This window comes from Aliivibrio sp. EL58 (genome assembly GCF_900312675.1).
Taxonomy (GTDB): domain Bacteria; phylum Pseudomonadota; class Gammaproteobacteria; order Enterobacterales; family Vibrionaceae; genus Aliivibrio.
The window spans coordinates 356,771-377,143 of the sequence record NZ_OMPC01000001.1 but is presented as its reverse complement, the minus strand read 5'-3'; the positions used below and the strand labels follow the sequence as shown (position 1 = coordinate 377,143).

Annotated in this window: 11 protein-coding genes; 2 read left to right on the top strand and 9 right to left on the bottom strand. The window is 36.1% G+C overall.

What is annotated here, in order from left to right; all coding sequences use genetic code 11:
• Window positions 1-51: 51 nt before the first annotated feature.
• Both ED622_RS01545 and ED622_RS01540 read right to left on the bottom strand, forming a co-directional pair.
• Window positions 52-1,803, bottom strand: coding sequence for a response regulator (locus tag ED622_RS01545; protein WP_254052572.1), 1,752 nt, complete (start codon window positions 1,801-1,803; stop codon window positions 52-54).
• 9 nt (window positions 1,804-1,812) lie between these two features.
• Window positions 1,813-4,500, bottom strand: coding sequence for an ATP-binding protein (locus tag ED622_RS01540; RefSeq protein WP_122032209.1), 2,688 nt, complete (start codon window positions 4,498-4,500; stop codon window positions 1,813-1,815).
• A gap of 1,006 nt (window positions 4,501-5,506) precedes the next feature.
• On the opposite strand from ED622_RS01540, the gene ED622_RS01530 reads away from it, so the two are divergent.
• Entirely contained in the window at window positions 5,507-6,388 is an 882-nt protein-coding gene (locus ED622_RS01530; protein ID WP_122032208.1) for an RNA polymerase sigma factor RpoD/SigA, read from the top strand.
• 49 nt (window positions 6,389-6,437) lie between these two features.
• The gene (locus ED622_RS01525; RefSeq protein WP_122032207.1) at window positions 6,438-8,033 is read left to right on the top strand and encodes a GGDEF domain-containing phosphodiesterase; all 1,596 of its coding nucleotides are present in this window, start codon (window positions 6,438-6,440) and stop codon (window positions 8,031-8,033) included.
• A gap of 109 nt (window positions 8,034-8,142) precedes the next feature.
• Here the strand turns inward: ED622_RS01525 and ED622_RS01520 are convergent, their stop codons facing one another.
• From ED622_RS01520 to ED622_RS01490, 7 genes are all read right to left on the bottom strand, one after another.
• Window positions 8,143-9,210, bottom strand: a complete 1,068-nt coding sequence (locus tag ED622_RS01520) for a porin (RefSeq protein ID WP_122032206.1) — start codon at window positions 9,208-9,210, stop codon at window positions 8,143-8,145.
• A 1-nt stretch (window position 9,211) separates the two neighbouring features.
• A complete protein-coding gene (locus tag ED622_RS01515) occupies window positions 9,212-9,649 on the bottom strand; it encodes a hypothetical protein (protein ID WP_254052587.1) in 438 nt (145 codons plus the stop codon).
• A gap of 47 nt (window positions 9,650-9,696) precedes the next feature.
• Entirely contained in the window at window positions 9,697-12,849 is a 3,153-nt protein-coding gene (locus ED622_RS01510) for a response regulator (RefSeq protein ID WP_122032204.1), read from the bottom strand.
• 153 nt (window positions 12,850-13,002) lie between these two features.
• On the bottom strand, window positions 13,003-15,141 hold the full coding sequence (locus tag ED622_RS01505) for an ATP-binding cassette domain-containing protein (RefSeq protein WP_122032203.1): 2,139 nt from the start codon (window positions 15,139-15,141) through the stop codon (window positions 13,003-13,005).
• Window positions 15,138-16,724, bottom strand: coding sequence for an ATP-binding cassette domain-containing protein (locus ED622_RS01500; RefSeq protein WP_122032202.1), 1,587 nt, complete (start codon window positions 16,722-16,724; stop codon window positions 15,138-15,140). Before ED622_RS01500 ends, ED622_RS01505 begins: the two co-directional genes overlap by 4 nt.
• Window positions 16,714-18,165 carry a TolC family protein gene (locus ED622_RS01495; RefSeq protein ID WP_122032201.1) on the bottom strand — a complete coding sequence of 484 codons (1,452 nt, stop codon included), beginning with the start codon at window positions 18,163-18,165 and terminating at the stop codon, window positions 16,714-16,716. Before ED622_RS01495 ends, ED622_RS01500 begins: the two co-directional genes overlap by 11 nt.
• Entirely contained in the window at window positions 18,140-20,371 is a 2,232-nt protein-coding gene (locus ED622_RS01490; protein ID WP_254052571.1) for a response regulator, read from the bottom strand. Before ED622_RS01490 ends, ED622_RS01495 begins: the two co-directional genes overlap by 26 nt.
• Window positions 20,372-20,373: the final 2 nt, after the last annotated feature.

The following is a 20,373-nucleotide window of genomic DNA, read 5'->3' as shown; positions in this document are numbered from 1 at the left end:
ATTCTTGAAAGCGGCTTTTCTATTGATGGTACTTTTACTTGAGAACGAACGTTAAGGCAATAACATGAAAGTAGGTTTACGTGATAAACTAAGAAGTTCGGTGTCTTTTTCTATATATAAATTGTTAACATTTAATTTCAAATCAGTAGTTCCTCTCTCTTCTATATACCCTTCATGAGCGTGTAAGATTTTAAATACAGCTTCTCTTCGGTGCATTAATTTTTCAGATAACGGCATATTGCTGACCAATGCCATCATGGAACTGATTATCGCTGGATTATCTATACTGAGGGAGGCATAGCATTCAAGTAAACTGATACATAGCTCTGATGAGTATGGGTATTGAGGTAAGATATTTTGATATCTATGTTTTAGTTGCTCTAAGGCTTCGGCTGTTACATTATTATTTTGAATGTTATTACCATCAGTGAGAATATTAGAGAGCATCTTTAATGATGCATTTAATTCTTGATCGCATTTTAGAATCTGTAAAGCATCTAGGCAGTAGTCATTAAATTGGTGTTTTGTTTTTATCACCGCATTAACTTTTTCTAGTAGCCAAAGCTCACCATAAAATGAGAGTAAATAAAGTAATTCTACTAAGATTATCGAATTTAGTTGATGCAAATCATCAACATAAGGGTTAACTGCTTTTAGCATCATTCGTTTTGCTTTTATTATATTGTTCTCTTTAATTAGTCGTTTACATTCGCTTAAACTAAAAAGTACTGATAATTGTTTTTTTTGTATTGCGGTTAAGCGATATTCCGAACGTCTTACAAAGTTCTTTTGTTCAAGAATTAATTGCTTTCTATCGTATTCAGATTGACAGTTTTGGATATATTCATCGTAATAAGCAAAGCACTCTACTATGTACACACACCAATTATGGTCAGCTATTGGTAGATGGTTAGCCAGTAGGTGAGAAGCTTTAATAAAGTAATTTTTGTTATTACAAGTTAAAGCAAGTTTTAAGACAGATAAAGCACGATTTGAAATACTTGGCGTTAGAACTAAAGCTGAGTTAGCAGATAAAAGAGCACCTTCAAAGTGACGTAGCTTTATTTGTAGTTCAACGAGTAAATCGAAAGCGTCTACAAATAGTGGATATTGTAGGCATAGCTTTTCTGTGCTGTTGATAATTTTCGTTATGGGAGCTAAGTCCAATTCATACTCAAGTCGTAACCGGGTTAAAATGTAGTTACGACGATGAATAAATTCAGGCTTTAGACAAAGTGTTAAGAGATCCTCTTTTTCATTAGGAAGAAATAAATCAAATAAAAACAGGTCTAATTCATTGATATTTTTAATTTTTGCATACTTAATTGCTTCTTCTTTTTGCGCAGATAAATCTAGGTCACGATCAAATGAATGTAAAGTCTTAAACATTTGGTAGTCATCCCATGCGGCACTGAGTTTATGACTAAGAATCGATTTACTGATGGGTTTACAAAGATAATCCCCATTTCCTTTCGAGAGGGTACCTAACACGGTTTGAGTCGTATGATCGCCAGAAACAGTAATCACTCGTGTATAAGCTTGAATAAACCCTTTTTCTTTTAGTAAATCATAGAGCTCAGAACCATTGAGGATTTGTTCTAAATGGTAGTCAATGAATAACAAGGAATAGTGCTTCTTAGAACAAAATTTAACAGCCTGTTGATAAGAATTGACACGATCAATAGAGTTAAAACCTAACTGAGATAAAAGCTTTGATAGATACAAAGAGGATACCTGACAGTCGTCCACAATTAATATATTAAATTGTTTTGTGTTCAGTTTATTTTTGTTTAATACAGTCATTATCATAACCTATTTCATCTTCATTATTTTTTCTAGTAAGACTTCTTTCTTAAATGGTTTTGCTACGTAATCATCCATACCTGATTCATAGCATTTAGAAATATCTTGATCGAGTACACTGGCAGTTAGTGCAATGATAGGGGTCTTTTCTCTTTTTTGTTTTTGTTCTACTTCTCTTATCTCTTTTGTGGCCGAAAATCCATCTTTGATTGGCATCATACAATCCATTAAAATTAAACTATACGATTCACTTTCTGTAAATTTATCAACGGCTTCTTGTCCATTGCTTGCAATGTCGAAGGTATAACCTGAGCTGGTTAAAAATAACGAGGCAACTTTTTGATTTACTAGATTATCTTCAACGATCAGAATATGTTCTTTTGTTTGATTTTGGTAGGAAAGTTTATTTTCTTTATTGTTTAGAGGAACGTTAACCATGTTGTCTATAAAACTCAGACTCTGATGGTTTGAGTTTTCAGTGTGGAAAACCAACGAGTTAATTAATGTTTTAGTAAAGCGGTAGCCAAGTAAAGGATAGGTAATTAAACCATCGATGATAGATTCGTAATTTGTCGCTCTATTTTTATGTTTTTGTATAAGTACAATCGGTAAATTGTGATGTTGCTGACGAAGTATTGCTAGGCTATTTTTACAGCTCATATCCATGCGTTCATCAACGCAGAAGAGTAAGATAGCTTCTTCACCCTCAAATAGAACAATGTCCTCTGAGGTATTGGCTCGTATGACTTTGGGTAGATTGTAATAATTACATTCATTCGCGACTTTCTCTTCAAAGTTACAGTCATTACCAAATAAAATAATTGACGTATGTTTCAATTCATTTAATGGTAGGCGCTTTTCTGAGGCTATGGATGTTTTAATTGAGAATGAAAAGGTACTTCCTTGCCCTTTTTCTGACGTTACTATTAATTCACTATCCATCAGATTAATTAGCTGACGTGAAATTGCTAAGCCTAGCCCCGTTCCACCATATTGACGAGTAATTGAACTGTCTTCTTGCGTAAATGGTTCAAATATTTTTTCTTGCTCGCTTTTTTCTATACCAATACCAGTATCTAAAACTGCAATATTGATGTAGCCATTAACCCCATCAGTAGGAATAAAATCAGCGGTGATAGTCACGCTTCCTTTGTGAGTAAATTTAATGGCATTAGATGTTAAGTTCATTAAAATTTGTTTAATTCTATGATCATCAAGAATTAAATGGTCTGGGAAATTAGGAGAAAGCTGAATATCAAGTTCAAGATTCTTTTCTGTTGCTTTAGATATACCTATAGAGACCGTATCAAAGATAACTTCTCTTAAGTTTGTTTCATGTTTATGCAAAGTTAAATTGCCAGCTTCAATTTTTGATATATCTAAAATATCATTAATTAGAATTAATAATGCCTGAGATGAGGTCTCAATAGTATTCAAGTAATCATGCTGGATGGGGGATAGCTTGGTTTCAGAGAGGATCCCTGACATACCAATGATACCATTAAGTGGAGTTCTGATCTCATGAGACATATTCGCTAAAAAAGAGCTTTTTGCAAGGTTGGCTAGTTCAGCTTCATTTTTGGCGAAGATGATTTTTTCTTCATTCTGAGCCCTTTCAAGCACCAAGGTATTGAGGTGTTGTGAAAAAACAGATAATTCATCGTTGCCATCGACTTTCATTTGAATCGTGTAATCATGTTCTCTCTCTATTTTCGCCATTGTTTTAGTTATATTTTTCAAGTGAGTAATGATACGTTTAGATAGAGAAACGCCAAGGTAGGAGATAACAATAAGCGATAAAATAAGAAGGCTAATGAAAATTAAAATCGTAATATGTATGTGTTTTAGTTGATTGGTAAGATCCTGTTTAAGATCTGCTGTTATTCTATGAGTAACCGACTGAATGAGTAAAAGGCGATGATTCAATGCTTGTGTACCAGAGCTTAGTTCATTAATAGTGTAGCCTTTTGCTTTATCTCTTATCACATCATTACGAAATTTCATACTTAAAGCAAAGCTATCATTACTGAATGTCTTCAATAATAATTCAATATTTTCAGCATTAGCATTCATGGCAATAAATTGCTCAATATATAGCTCTTGACGATAAAAGAGAGAGTTAAGTTGGTCATGATATTGAGTATCTGGTGTATTTAGATCGAGATTAATATACCAGTTCTCTTTCGTTGCCCAAAAACTTAACCATTGTAACTGTAGAATAACCTGTTGTTTTTTATTTATTATTTCTGATGGAGTTAATAGGGCTTGTTTATTTTCGAGTAAATAGACTCTATTTAATACATCTGAAATCCAATTAGACCACTCTTCAATATCAATAGAGCTATAATTATTTATTTCAGCGTTAACTTTGCTAAGCTCATTAACCGCATCATAGAGAGCTGTCTTATTTTCTTGATCAATTTGTGAAAGTAAAAGGTTAAGAGTGATTGTTGAAGATGATTTTTCAACGTTATTATTATTGGAATACAAAGCATTTAAACGAAGGTTATGCATAGCAGTAACATAGCTAGAAATTGTTTCATTTAAGAGTAAACGTTCGTTTAGTGAATTGAGAGTATTTAAATTCAGTAATTGTGTTTTTATCTCTTTTACAGAAAGAGCACACAAGATAATTAGAGGAAGGATAACTAAAGTTAGTAGTCTTGATTTTACTGAAAATTGATTCATTAATGCCATAAAACACAATCCTTGTTGGAAAAAGTCATCCACATTGACCTATATTGATGAGCATAGGATATTAAACCTAAAAAGGTAGCGATTTACGTGATTTTTTTTAAAAAAAACAAGTCGGATTATTTATTTTATTTGTTGATTTTAATGTGTTTTTTCTATGCTCCTTCAGCATATTCAACTGGAAGTACGGCAGCATTCGTTATTTTTCAATGCATGATGTTTATAGGACATTTAGTAAAAGTAAGGCCAGAATGATTTATCGAGGAAAGATAAAGTCGTTAGAAAAGAAAAAAGTTCAGCTTTCAGATTGGCCTGATAACGCGATAGAGAAAAAGAATTCTATGATGCTTTATCAGGACAAATCTTGTCTCAAGTGAACGGATATTGGGCTAGTTTGACTTTTTCTGGGTATTGATTCTTCTGATATATCAGCATTAGTTGATTGGTTACAACAACATCTTCATGGTATTGGGTATACGCCGTTGTCCCAATTTATGGTAGAAGCTCAATCAAGTGACGTTCAAAGTAGTTGGTACGCGATTATTTCTTATATATTTGATTTATTTACACCTTATATCGTCTATTCAGAAAGCTACGACTGGAAGGAAAACTACAGTATTACCTCTGGCTGATATATGACGTAACATCAAAAATATCAATTAATACAGAGTGGCAATTAATGAAACTGAAAGGTAACTCAATATTTAATTCAGGGTAGTTTACCGAGAACCTTGGAGATGATGATTCATCATTACTTACTTTATTGTTAATTTTAAAATATTGTTATCATTGTCATTATTCATCTTTATTATACGTGTCAATATAATGGCGTCTTAATAATGATAAATCATGTTAAAAACTTGTGATCTAATCCACAGATACGCTATTTGACATGTTAGCTTATTACTTATCGAATTGTGTGTTGCCTGCATCTGAGCCATAGTTAATTGTACCTTCTGAATATACAGAAGGATGAAAATAATTAGTTCGCTAGGTGCAAGGATGTATTATGGTCAGCTCAAAGAAAGAAACAAAATCAATAAATAATGATACTTTAGATAATTACGCTATATATTTGAAAGAAATAAATAGGTATCAATTACTTACAGCAACAGAAGAGTTAATTTATAGTCGGTTATATAACTCAGGTTGTATGGATTCAAGAAATAAATTAATTGAATCAAATCTACGCCTTGTTGTTAAAGTTGCCAATAAATATAGAAATCGTAATCAAAGAGACCTATCACCTTTAGATATTATTGAAGAAGGGAACTTGGGGCTAATGAAGGCTGTTGATAAATTCGATCCAGAACTAGGTTATCGATTTTCAACTTATGCTGTTTGGTGGATTAAAGAATCTATTGAAAGTGCGCTATTTAATCATTCAAGAACAGTGCGTCTTCCTGTACATATCACAAAAGAACTAAATACGTACCTTAGAGCCGCTCGTGAGTTAACAAAATCACTTAAAAAAGAACCTTCGATTAGTGAAATTTCTAATTATTGCGAAAAAGATATGATCAAAGTAAATAAGATCATGGGGTTAGTTCCTGGCGTATCGACTTGCCGCTCTGCATTAATTGAAGATAGTTCACCCCTTCATATTGATTTATGCTCAAATGAGAATGAAAATAATCCGGATGAATGCTTATCTAAGAATAATCTTGAAGACAATTTATCGTTATGGCTAGATACGCTCCACGGTAGGGAAAAAGATATCATAATTAATCGTTATGGTTTGTTTGGTTGCGATATAAAAACTCTAGAAGAGTTAGGCTTAGATTTGAAATTGTCAAAAGAAAGGGTAAGGCAGATACAGTCTGAAACATTGATAAAGTTAAATACTATATTTACAACAAATCAATTAAATCTAGAGATCGCTCTTGGGTGAAAAGTCTGAGTTTATCTTGGGTTATATTAGTGCGATTTAGGTGGTTTGTATGGATATGAATTTATTATTCAATATATTGACTGTTTTTAATGTTTTATCATTGTCTTGCTCACTATATTTTATTTACAAAATAGGTGAGCTAAAGATTAAATCAATTAAAAAATATTTATCAATAATTGTAGTTGTTTACATTGTAGGATTTTTATATGTTGAAGCTTATTTTATACAACATAACTTTGTTTATGAATCAGATACGCTTGCATTAATTGTTGTTACAATCTCAGCTCAGATGCTACTCCTTGTTTTTTATACAGTAACACGATTGCTTACTTATGTTTCTTTACCAACAGAGAGAGGGGGAGAAGAGCGGTTTGAGTTGAGTTCGACTGTTACAGCGTATAGAGAAATCATATCAAGTAAGATTAATCTTGGTATTCCGTTTAATGTAATGAAAGTTAAAATTATAAATCATAGAAAACTTATAGAGATCTCATCAGAAAAGATATTTAATAAAACTATGTCTTATGCCGTTCTTGTTCTTAAAAAAACGTTAAATAATAAACATTTAGATATATTTTTTGATGCAAATGAAATTACTATTATTGGTTATTCAACAGATAAAGAAGAAATAGAACAACTTGCCAATATTGTTAATGAGCTATTAACGCCTCCTATTTTAATGAAAAATCAAAATATACTACTGCAACCCGTGATTGGTTGTGCTATATCGTCAGCCGATATGGATAGTAGTGAGGAATTTCTAAAGCAGGTTGATATTGCATGTTATAAGGCAAAAAAATTAGGGTTAATCATTGATTTTTATAGAAGTACTTACTCTGATTTAATTCATGAAGAAGTCTTTATTTTAAGTAAATTAATTAATGCTGTTTCACATGATGAATTCGAGCTTTATTACCAACCTATCGTAAACAGTATCGATAAAACGGTTCATGGGTACGAAGCGCTTATTCGTTGGCCTCAAAGCGATGGGAGTATGATCCCTCCAGACAAGTTTATTGCTATTGCTGAAGCGAATAATTATATCAAAGGGATAACTCATTGGGTTATCAAACAAGTTTCTTATGATATTGCAGCTTTCAAAAGGGAAAATATATATCCTCAAGTCCATGTCAATATATCAACCCTCGATCTTCATGATAATGATCTTTACAATCAATTGTTTGGGTTAGTAAGTAGCAAAAAGTTAGAGCCATCAGATCTAATTCTAGAAGTCACGGAAAGTGCGCTAATGGTTGATGTAGATGCTGCTTATCTCATGTTATCTAAGTTTTCTGAGTTGGGCTTTTATATCAGTATTGATGACTTTGGAACGGGTTACTCATCACTATCGTTACTTAGAGTATTGTCATTTAATCAGATTAAGATCGACCAATCATTTATTCGTAATATGGCTATTGGTAATAGTGATTATGCAATTGTCGCTTCAACTATTTATTTGGCACATAGCTTAGGGTGTAATGTCGTTGCCGAAGGAGTGGAAGATTTTGATTTATTTGATGAGTTGAAAGAACTTGGATGCGATTATATCCAAGGTTATTGCATTAGTAAGCCTAAAGAGTTTACCGAGATTCTTCATTGGTCTCTTAGAGAGATAGAAATTAAAAAATTAGCCGTTATTGCTTAATTACCGTTCTAATATCTGGCTCTACAATGCTTTTAGTCATTGCAGAGCCAGATTTTTTTTGCTGAAATTTCGTTATCCCAAATTTTGTGATGCAATTGATATTATGACTTTAGAAAACAAAACTTAACATTACTGTGTATAAAATGGCCTCTTTATTATCAAAATGATTGGGTGGTGTGAAATTTTCGATAAATGAGCCGTTAGATTTACGAGCCTCAAAGTATTGAACTTCCCCATTGATTGATACATTTGGTAGCACATCGTAATCAACACCAATCAAGTAGCTATTGCTTTTTAAATGTTCGTTTGCATCAAATTGAGCGCCATAAACTATATATGGAGTAAATGAACCTAGATGATAGCCTAAGTTTGCATACATTGATGATGATGTGTCACTAATTTGCCCTTCAGAAGCAAAAATTGCCTGTCCAAATTCATATTCAGCACCTAACGACCAAAGTTGAATGTGTTGATTTTTATCCGTTGGTAAAGTGATAACGTTTTTACGAGTGATCGTTTGATCAAAGTTTGAATCTAGGAAAGATAGGTTCCAACGGTAACTTTCGCCACTTAGTTGTAAATTAGCACCAAACATTCTATTTGTTTCAAACTCTAGTTCGGTAGAAGAGTTGTAGTCGACCTCATTGTTATCTTTAATTCCATAAAATGGAGAGATAACTATAGTTTTTTCATCGCTAACGTCATATGCCCAACTGACTTTGATCCCGTTAAAGGCGGTAATTCCTAATATACTGTTATATACCTCTGTTGGAGGTCTTGCTGTCATGTAAGCTTGGCCGACGTAGTAGTACTCAGAGCTAAGAAATAGTGGAAGCCTTAATCGACCAATGCTTACATCAAGATAATCAAATTCATAACCAATGTAAGCCCATTCTAGCTGTGGATCGTTCCAATCATATTGTGGAGGCTTTACGACCTGTATAGAAGCTTTGAATGAGTTGTAGAAATAGTCTAGCTGAACGCCAAATGTAGTATCGCAATCATAGCAGCTCTCATCAGTAAATCCGCGGTTGATGATTAAAGGATTATCGTTGTCTGATTTTGCCCAAGAAGTTGAACCAAAACCACTTAACGAGAGGTTGTCAGTAAGTTCAATGATGGCAAAAGCCGGAGAAGAAATAGAGATACATAGTACTGATGTAATTATTTTTTTCATGTTATTTCTCCGAGCTTATAGTGTAGAGAATGTTGGCATTTTTAGGAACAGAGGAGAGGGGAGAGTAGCCAATACGATTAGGTTTGTCATTCAGCCAATTGATTAAACTATCTGCTGATGCTGCTTTTATTTCTCTTGGGTATCGAGCTTTTCCTGAGAAGGATAGGCCTGCCCAATGGGCGTTCATTTGAGCTGTATTTTTACCTAATAAAAGTTGATAAAAATCTTCTCGTTCTATGCTGTTTTCTGGCCAATCAGATAGTTCTATACGTTTTCCATTCAGTCGTTTTGTTTTACCTCGATATAACTTGCGCGCTTTATTGATTGATATCGCTTCAAATCCGGCATCTAAAGAGAAAATAGCGTAATCGTCAGTAGCATGCGCTGGGCTTATGAAAGCGAATACACAAAATAAACCAATGAGTGCTGAGCCAGTCATTTTTCGCTGTAAATAAATAGGTGCTTTACTCCAATCCATTGGGCCTCCTAACTGGTCGCATTTTCAATTTGGTGGAAGAGTTTTTCTTTTCTTACAGGTTTTGCTACATAGCCATCCATGCCTGATTCAAAGCATTTTTGAATGTCGTCATCAATAACGCTAGCTGTGAGCGCGATAATTGGAGTTTTGTTTAATCCTAAACTCTTCTCAAGTTTTCTGATTTCTTTTGTAGCGGTGAAACCATCTTTTACTGGCATCATGCAATCCATTAATATGATGTCATAACTGCTGTCGTTTTTGTACATATCAACAGCAATTTGCCCATTATCTGCGATGTCAAATGTGTAGCCTGCTTTTTTCAACATAACGGAAGCCACTTTTTGATTTACTCGGTTATCTTCAACCAGCAAGATACGTTCAGGTTTACTTGGTGGAGCTTCTAGTTCTGGTTGCTCTGGAATGCTTAGCTGCTGTTTTTGTACTGGATGTATTGGGATAGTCGTAGTTTCTGTTGATGCAGCTTCAATCGCTGTTAATACTTTCTCCTTAAGCATCTCAAACTTAAATGGTTTTGGTATGTAATCATCCATCCCCATGTCGAAACATTTTTGAATGTCATCATCAATCACACTTGCGGTCAGAGCAATTATTGGGATCCGACGAGGTGATTTGTTTTTTTGTTCGACATCTCGGATGTTGGCCGTTGCTGAGAAACCATCCATAATCGGCATCATACAGTCCATTAATATTGCTGCGTAATTAGGGTTAGCGATATACATGTCGACGGCTTCTTGGCCGTTATTGGCAAACTCAAACTCTAAGCCGCTCTTCTTAACGTGAAGGCCTGCTATCTTCTGATTAATTTTGTTATCTTCAACGATCAGTATTTTTTGTGTTACGACGGTGCTTTCCTGAACACTTGTGAATTGCTCCGCGATGCTTTGAGATTCGCACCGTTCAATCGCTTTTATAAGGCGCAGTCCAAGAAGAGGTTGAGATATCTGAGTGGTTATATATTGCCCAATGTTGGAGGCTTCACTAAGGAACGAGCGTATTAAGCAGACTGTGATGTGGTTGTTATGCAGTTTTTCTAATAGTTCCGAATAGTCATTTGCTTGCAATAAATCGTCTTCAGCGAAGATAACCGTAACGGGCTTTGTGTGTGAGGTATTTGTAATTTTCTCAGTGAGAATGGATGGCTTATTTGTTTTTTGAGTAACGTTTAAACCATAGAAGTTAAGATCGCTTTCGATGCGTTTTGATAAACTATTAAAATTAGCAATTAGGTAAATATCAGTGGTAGCTTGACTTAATTTAGGTGAATTTGAATTGATGCTTAAGTCTAATTCAAAGTAGAAACAACTGCCTTCCCCTTTAATCGAGCTAAGTTGGATTTGACCTCCCATAAGTTCTACAAGCTGCGTACTGATGGCCAAACCTAGACCTGTTCCTCCAAACTGTCTTGTTGTTGAATTGTCTTCTTGAGCGAAGGGTTCAAAAATTTGTTTTTGTTGTTCTTGATCGATTCCTATCCCTGTATCCTGAACGGAAAACCTTACTTTAACGGTGTTGTTAGACTTGGTTTTAGTATCTATCGATAAGGTAACTCCTCCTTTTTCTGTGAACTTAACGGCGTTAGACATAAAATTCATCAAGATTTGTCTGAGTCGATGATCATCAATCATTACACGAGCAGGTGTATCAGGATGAATATCTACATTGATAAAAATGTTTTGTTCTTTCGCTTTAGGTGCAACGACTGAGGCAATGTCGTAGATAGATTCTCTAATTGATGCTGAATGAGGACTAATTAATAGCATTCCAGACTCTATTTTAGAAAAATCGAGAATATCGTTAATCAGGCTAAGTAGAAGCTGTGATGATGTTTCAATGGTATCGACATAATCTCGTTGAGTCGGTGTAAGGGGTGTATCAGAAAGTATCTCTGAAATACCGATAACACCATTTAAAGGCGTTCGGATTTCGTGAGACATATTTGCTAAGAAGCTACTTTTTGCTTTGCTTGCTTGTATCGCATTGTCTTTGGCTTTCTCTGCATCCTCTTTTGCTAGGGTCAGTTTTTCTTTTGCATACTCTCTTTCGATGGTTAATCGTTCAACTTGTTGAGCAAACAAACTGAGTTCATCTTTACCTTGGAGTAGCTTTTCTAAAGAAGGGCGAGAGTCATCGTTTTCACTTTCTAAGAAGTTAAGCACTAACTTGAGATTATTTGTTACTTGTCTTGCTAAGCTTAGCGCTAATCCCATAACTATCATGGTGAGAAGAGTTACTATTGAAATAAATAGGGTTCGCTGTATTTGAGCATCAGAGATAGCCTGAGCAACCTCTACTTGAAACTCTTGTTTTATAACATCGCCAAGATTTTGCAACAGGCTTAATCGAGAGTTCATGGCTTTTAGCCCAACAGAGATATTGTCAGGCGTGAGTTGACTAGTTGTTGAAACGTTATGAAGCGCATGGCGAATCTCTTGGCTTTGCATGAAAACGTCATTTCTAAATACTTCTACCATTAGTGACACTTGGTGTTCGTTGGCATTTAATGATACGAAGCGTTCTAGAAAAAGGAGTTGGCGTATACTGAGGGATTCGATCATTTCTGCAAGTTCAGAATCGTATTCTTGCTCTGTTTGGTAGATATCAATTAAGAATGTACTGAGCTTAAATTCTTCGTTAGACCAATACATTAACCATTCTAATTGCTGCAAAGCTGTCAAGTGTTGCTGAATCTCTCGTTTAGTTACATCGAAAGGTACTTTTTCTATCGCTAGTAGCAGCTGTTGGTACAAGTCACTTTGCCATTCAACGGCGTCGAGCTTATCAAAATTATCAGTCGCTTCCATTGTTGATAAGGTTGCTTCGCTGAAGTCGATGAGCAGTTGATTTACTTCTTTAGCAGCACCTTTAAAAATACTTGGGGAGAGTGCTTTTAATTCGCTATTAACTTTCTCACTTTGGCTTATAAATTTTTCAGGGCTGTGTGTTAAAGTACTGCGATACAGCAGCGAAATATCTTCAAGATACACCACTAATTGGTTGGTTCGCTCAAAGTCATTTAACTGAGTTGTTAATACATGAGCCTGCCTACCAGCTAAAAAAAGCAACAGTGAGATAGGGAGTAGTACTAAACCAAAAAGTTTGTGTTTGACTGATAGGTTATTCCAAGCCTTAAGTATTGACATATAACATCCATTTAACCTTCTTTTATATAGCATAGGATGAAATTGGGGCTGTAGAAATTTTAAAACGAAAAATGTTTAAAAAATAAAACATTAAGTCCAGTTTTTCTACTCATTTTATTCTTTTCAAGTCATTCATATGTTTTATATTCTTAATTAACTTAAGCTATTTAAATATTTGTCTGTTAAACCAAAGTATTTTGAATTTCCGTCAGATTCCAATACAAAGCTCATGTTTGAAGTTGCGATTAGTCTTGGATCATTTGTCGAAAATAGTACGGTTTTATTAAGTAATTTATCGCTAAACAGACGGTTAAAATACTGAGCGTTTTCTTGCTCTGCACCATTAAAGGGCTCATCAATAATAATAACCGATTGTTCACAAGCGCCTAGCCCAAGAGCTAGCCGTAGTTTTTGTTGGATACCGTTTGGTAGACTTCTGTACTTGTCTTGACTCAGTTGAGTATCTAGCCCTTCAGGCAGCCATTCCCCTAATTCAAAGAAATGGATCATTTCGGTCATCTTATCTGTTGGGATTAACCCATTATGAAGAATGAAGTTGGTCTCTAATGAGCCTTCAAAAATATGTAAGTCGAACGGAATGTAGTTAATTGATGTTCTATAGCGATAGTTATTGAATTGTTTGATGTTGTAACCATCGATTGATACTGCGCCCTGATAACGATCTTCTAAGCCTGCAATGATGGAAATCAGCGTGGTTTTACCGCAGCCTGTTGGGCCACAGATCACGGTTTTAGCTCCTGGTGGTATTTTGAACCCTAAGTTGGTTAACCCAGTTGCAGCACCTGTGTATCGATGGTTTACGCCACTACCAATAATACAGCCTTGGAATGAACGAATTGGCGGGCTTTTTTCAAGAGAGAGTTTATCGTCATTCATCGACATTAAGTTGTTGATTTGTGCTGAGGAGGCTTTGATTGATTGGAATTTCGAAATGGAGTTGTAGATGCCCATGATAGGCCCAAGAGCTTTCCAAACTAAAATAACAGTAGCAAGCATAGCGCCCGCATCGGAGGTTCCATCCATCACGCCAATCACAGCAGTTACGATACTAGCGGTACCTATCACTTGGATAAGCCCACCGCCCGCAGCTTGAATCTTACTATTAGTCACTGAAACGCTTTCTGCGTCATTGGTACTTTGCATATGAGAAGCACTAAATCGAGACTGAACCACGCGCAGTAATGGCAGGCCTTGAATGGTTTTAATACCACGAAGGATTTCATTCCATTGATAAGAGACCATCGCGTTTGCTCGTGAACTTTTTGATGTTGCTTGTGAGTAGATGTAGCGTGAATACACACAGAAAACGAGCATCAATATTAAGCCGGCCATTACAACCAATGCTGCGGTGCCTGACATGATGGCAATCGCAATGATAAATACAATCACAAACGGCATATCAAAGTAGCTTAACGTTGATTCTGCGGTGACTAAACGACGGAACGTATCGATGTCTTTTAAACGAGCTAATTGTGATGACACTCCTGCTGTAGAGGTCATGGCATAGGGTAACCACAGTAATTTAGATATTACGTTTTGAGATATGTGTACCGCTAGGTCTTTACCAGAGGTTGCTATAATATTAACCCGCATCTTTTTAAAAAAGTATTCCGAGAAACCAATAATGAAAGCGAATAAGGTTAGCCAATAAAGAGTCGCTTGAGAGCTAGAGGTTAGGGCAAAATTATAAACACTCATAATGAAAAAAGGTTGGAGTGCGCCTAATACACTGATCACAAAACTGAGTATAATCAGGCTTTTTAGTTCGTTAGTGTATCGATAAAAGGCATATTTAACCCAGTTACTTCTATCTTGTGATTCTGGTGGAGGTTCACGGAACAATCTTGAATATTCACTGATAGACACCAATAAACATGATTTATTACATAACGGATATTCGATGGTGTTGTTGTTGGTGTAGTCGAAAAGGAGTAGCTTGCCATCTTGCGTACCTAAGTAAATTGCAGAGAGGTTTTCTATTTCAATAAAGCAAGGATGGGGGTGGCCTTCAATAGTTTCTAATGTTTTAAGTTTAGTTACCTCACAGCGGTAACCAAGGCGCTCAATCGTGGAGATAAAACTGTCGCTGTCTTTTTGTTTTGAAATAAATGCATCACTCAGGATCTCAGGTGTACCTTCCCACTCCAGGGCGATTAATGTATAAGCTAAACCGTGAACTAACGGCGATTGAGCATAACGCTCATCATAACTAGGCGAATCAAAATCTTGTAATCGCTGATTGATATTACTGAAGTCGACTAAAATACTCATTGGTTGCCTCCTGTCAATTTAACGCGCTTGAGGCGGTGATTGAGTTTATCTATTTTATTACTGACAATAATGAAGATCTTGTCGTTTGCTCGGTAAGCTGTACTGGTGAGTACAAGTCGTGCAAAATCGTCATCGTATACGCAATCTATGTCATCGAATATTAAGACTTGCTTGTTGGCAAGTAGGGCGCGTACGAGTAAAAGAGCATAACCGACTTGGCGGGAAAAAGGGTTTCTGGTATGGCCTTTAAGATCAGTGTAGAAGCCAGAAGGCAGCGCATCAATTTGGTTTTTAATATTCATCGTGTCACATAAGGCAAAAGCAGTATTATTGAGACTAGGACGGAAACAAGTCAGATTATCAATGATGGTTCCCTCGACAAAAGAGCTGGTTTTATCAACCATTAATACACTATTTCTCCAAACGTTATAATTGATATCAGTAAGTGGCGTTTCATTGATTAAAATATCGAGTTGTTGGTCTAATGTTTGGCGAGTGATGCAGTTGGCTAAATGTGTTTTTCCGCTGCCACTTTGACCTGTAAGCAGGTATGCCTGCCCACGCTCAAACTCAATGCGTTGCTTTTTCGAATATTTTATCGAGACATGCTCAACCTCGGTGGTTGCATGCTGATGATCGACCGATGCGGCTAGTTCTAAGAGTTCTGCGATACGTTGAATATGCAGTTTGTTTAGCTTCCAGCGGCCTATGGTACGCATTACTTGTTGGTATGGTGCAAAGTAGCGGTTGGTTAGCATGATGATGGCAGCCATGATACCTTGGCTTGACTCCATGTTGATTACCGCCATCGCGAGCACCACAACTACGCCTGCAATAGAAAGTTGTTGGATGAGCGACAAGATCAAATTGAAGTTCGACTCAATTTGTTCGTACTTGATACTTTCAACTTCTCGTTCTTCAATTATCTGAGTCATTAAACTTTCGACACGATACTCCATATTTCGAGCTTTTATATCGAGTGGACTTGAAATTATTTCGATGATTTTGGATGTGGTTAATCCTTCTATATCTGACTTATTTTGTAGGCTGTCGATTTTTTGCTTAGAAAGCACTAAGGCAAAAATGAGTAATATCAAGGACGCAGCCAGAAGTGTTAAACCAGCCCATATATTGATGATTCCAATCAGTAGGATGGTGATGATACTGACGGATAGGTTAATTAGCGCGCGAACAGATTCACCACCAAAGAATGATTTAATTTCTGGAATGGTGGCGATTCGCTCTAGATATTCCCCAGGTTCTAGAGCTCGAAATTTCGAAATTTCGGTTAGACAAATTGATTGAAATACCTTATTGGTCAGGTTGGTTTCAAACTGCTTCATAATGACAGATGAAATTTTTTCTTCTTGGTTTTTAATGTGATAGTCGAGAAAAATGGAGAACAAAATGATAGCAAACAGTAAAAATAAGGTATCTTCTGACTGATTTGGTAATACGCGATCAAAAATGATCAGGATTGAGAAGGGCAGTACCAAAGCCAACAGAGTCGAAACGACTGTTGAAAAGACAAGGTAGCACTTATCAGCAAGATTGATTTTTTGTGAAAACGGTTCAGTTTGCATTTAAGTCTCCGCCTTTTTTCGTCCCATTTCTTGTGCTGCTTTTATTTGATACGTTAGTCAGCAGGTGTTTGGGTACTAAATCTTGATTGTCACGCCCCTCAATATTGCTCATTAATGTCATGATGTTTTCAATTGATGAAATCGCCAGTATGCCTTTTATTTGTTCAAGTTTAATGACTTCGATAATGTAATCGTAGCGTGCACTTTCGTAGTCTCGCAGTGCACTAAAGAGTTTACTTTCAGCTGACAGCAAATCGGTGATGGTTCGAGTGCCTAATTGGTAGGCTCGCTGTATGCCTTTGTAGGAAGAGTAGTTAGCGCGAATGATGTTTTCGTAGCTCTCAATCGACTGAGAATAGTCATTAATGTTAAGAACGGAGTTGTTAACGTCATTGCGAGTCGAAAACAGAGAATCCTGATAAAGCAGTTCGTTTCTATCTATGGCTGACGATGACTTTTGATAGTCGTAGTAGTCGGAGCCTCCGGATAGGATAGGTACTGCTAAATTAAGCTTTACGTTTGTTGAATTGCTTTCACCGGCTGCGCTTGGATCGGTTCGGTCATAATTATTGGTGTCATCGTGTCGGTAACTGGCTGATAGAGAGACGGTTGGTAAAAAATTAGATCCGCTTTCTTTAAGCGATCTACGGCTTCGTTCTACGGTTTTCTTTGCGATCAATAAATCGTTGTTGAGTCGTAAAGCTTGTTCAAGAATAGATCGTTGTTCAGATTCACTTATTGCTAATAAAGGCACGCTTTCATAAATGTCTTGCGATGGGGTAATGGGATATTGAATTTGAATTGAGAGACTATTAAGAATGACACGACGATCCTTTTGTAAGGTTCTTAGTCGATTTGCAATTCCTTCTTTTTGAGCAATCACTTCATACAGCTCACTAGCTGCGGTATTACCTAAATCCACATTCCTTTGCATCTGACGAGTTCGTGTTTCTGAAGATTTTAATTCAACCTTGGTTGCTTTAATTTGGGCGTTATTTTTAAGGTATTCAAAGTATTGAATGGCGATTTCAGAAATGGTGCTTTGCATTTTATTTTGGTGTTTGATTTCTTCAATGTTGAAGTCGAGTTTAGCAGTGCCGTATTTGAATATATCACCAAGATTGAATAAGGTTTGTGCTAGAGAAAGGCTATAGCTGTTTGAGTTGTAGCTAGACGTACTATCGGATTCCCCGGCTAATAACGTTTCGTTTTCATTCCATGTGGTATCGGCCGCACCGTTAAGTGAAGGTAAAAACTTAGAACGACTAATACCAATGTTGTTTTCGCTCTCGTCAATACCTTTGTTACTCGCTCGTAATGATAGGTTATTTTCAAGGCCGAGTGTGACCGCCTCAAGCAGGGTGGTCGCCGATGCTGAAGGAGTAATGTTGAGCGCTAAGGTAATGAATACACCATTAATTAAGTTTTTGTACTGCAACATACTTATTGATCACCTTGATGATTTCTTCGTTTTTATAAGGTTTACTGATCACGTAATCCATCCCCGCTTCAATGCAAGCTTGATGTTCATTACTGCTGGTCAATGCGGTTGCTCCTATGATAGTACAGGGCTTTTGGTTACTCTCTTTTTCGTATTTTCGTATGCGTTTAGTCGCTTCTATCCCATCCATGCCGGGCATAATGCAGTCCATAAAAATGATGTCTGAGCGATACTTCATGAAGTGCTCTACGGCATCTGCACCATCATTCACCGTATCAGGCTCATATTCTTGCTTCATTAAGATTCGTTTCAGTAAGAACTGTTGAACTCGATCATCTTCAACAATGAGGAACGAGCTATTTCCCAGTTGCTCTTCTGTTGCTTCCGCTTCCATGATGGTGAGTAGGTTCGGAACAAATTCATATGGAATGGCAGGAGAATTAATAATCTTATCAACAAAGTTGTGGCTTTCTTGTGCTTGTTTAGTACTGGTAACAGATAATAATAATTTGGTATTAGGATGGTTACGTAGTTGAGATTTAACAGTCTTGCTGAGTGATGAAAGTTTGTTTGATACAAAGGTGTCGCTTAGCATGACAGCGTCATACTCACCGAAGGTCTTTGCTAATGAAAACAGTTCATTTGGTGTGCTTACTGTGGTGATATCGAGCCCCAAATTGCTCAGCATACTTTTCATAATATCAATTCTCAGTTGAGAGTTGGCACACAGAAGCAGGCGCTTGTTATCGAAGCGGGTTTTTTCAGTGTAGAAATTTTTTGCCTTGAGATCGAGTTCAATTTGAAATCGTTCTTGATTGCCAGATTGGAACCAATGGCTTTCATAATGTCTGTCATCACTTAATAGATTTTTTGCTAAGTTGTCTTTGTTCGCTGTGTATTCTTTGTGGTCACTCCAATGTAGTTTGTTTAGTTTTGCTAAGGGCATATCGAACGAAGTTAGAAAGTTAAGATTGATGGTTAAACGAGTGTTTTCGATATCAACCGCCGCTCCTGATTCAATAGTAACGAATAGCTTATGATTTGCTTTCAATTGGATTGCATTGGAAAGCTGCAAAAATAAAACCCAGAATAGACTTGTGGATTGGCCTTCTACTCGGTTAGGAAGGTTATCGGTAAAGAAGCACTCTAATTGACTTTCGTTACGTTGTACTTTCGCATTTAAGTGAATCATGAGATTAGACAGTAAACTCAATAATGAGAAGTCTTTTGATTTACTTTCAGTTCCTTGAGATATTAACCGGTTATAGTTCTCGGCCAATTCTGAAAGAGTATTCGCCGCAGAGGTGATATCTTGTGCCATTAAAACACCGCTTTCGTCAGTCTCTTGGATAAGATATTGTACGCCTCCCTGAATGGTATTGGTGATGCCTCTGATTTCATAACCGATCAATGCATATAGCTGTTTATAAAGATCATTGTTGCGTTTTTGGGCTTCTAACCTTGTGAATATTTGCTGTAGGTTAGAATAAATGCGGCGTTGTTTTGGTGCGGTGCTGACGTCATTCAAAAGTGCATTAAGTCTTTCTAAATCTAAGTTTTCTAATTCATTAGCTAGGTGGCTAAGCTCTAGATCAATAGTATGTTTATTGGTGTTTGATTTTTTAAGTTTGAATATAGCGATCAGGTTAGAAACAATAGCAATCAAGGTTAAGCAGATAATGATAATAGCCAGCCAAATAAAATATTGGTTTCGTTCTACCGTAATATCGTTAACATGATTGCTAAACATGGTTTGATAGTTCTCATTTAACTGGATTAGATTGGTAGTGAGAGCAAGATATAGAACCAGTATGTTATTGTTTGTTATTTCGCTGTCCTCGAATCGATTTATAGCGAGTTCAAGCTGTATGTATTCTGTAGCACCAACTAGGCTAAATTCGGTTTTGTTTAAGGATGCGAGAGACTTAAATTCATATAATTCATTCTTGAGTTCACTAAGCGTTAATGTATTAATATTGCAATCTTGAAACGTTAAACATTTTTGAAGCATATTAATGTTAGTTTCTATTGTTTGGTTCAGATTTTTAGCTTGTATTAACAAGGGCGCACTTTGTACTTGTTCAACGGTATCGGAACGAGACCATGATAGAAATAAATAAATGGCGAGAGCGGCTAGCCCTATACTAAAGGCAATACTTATCCGAATAACAGGAATGGTGATATTATTTGATGTATTATCTTTCACCT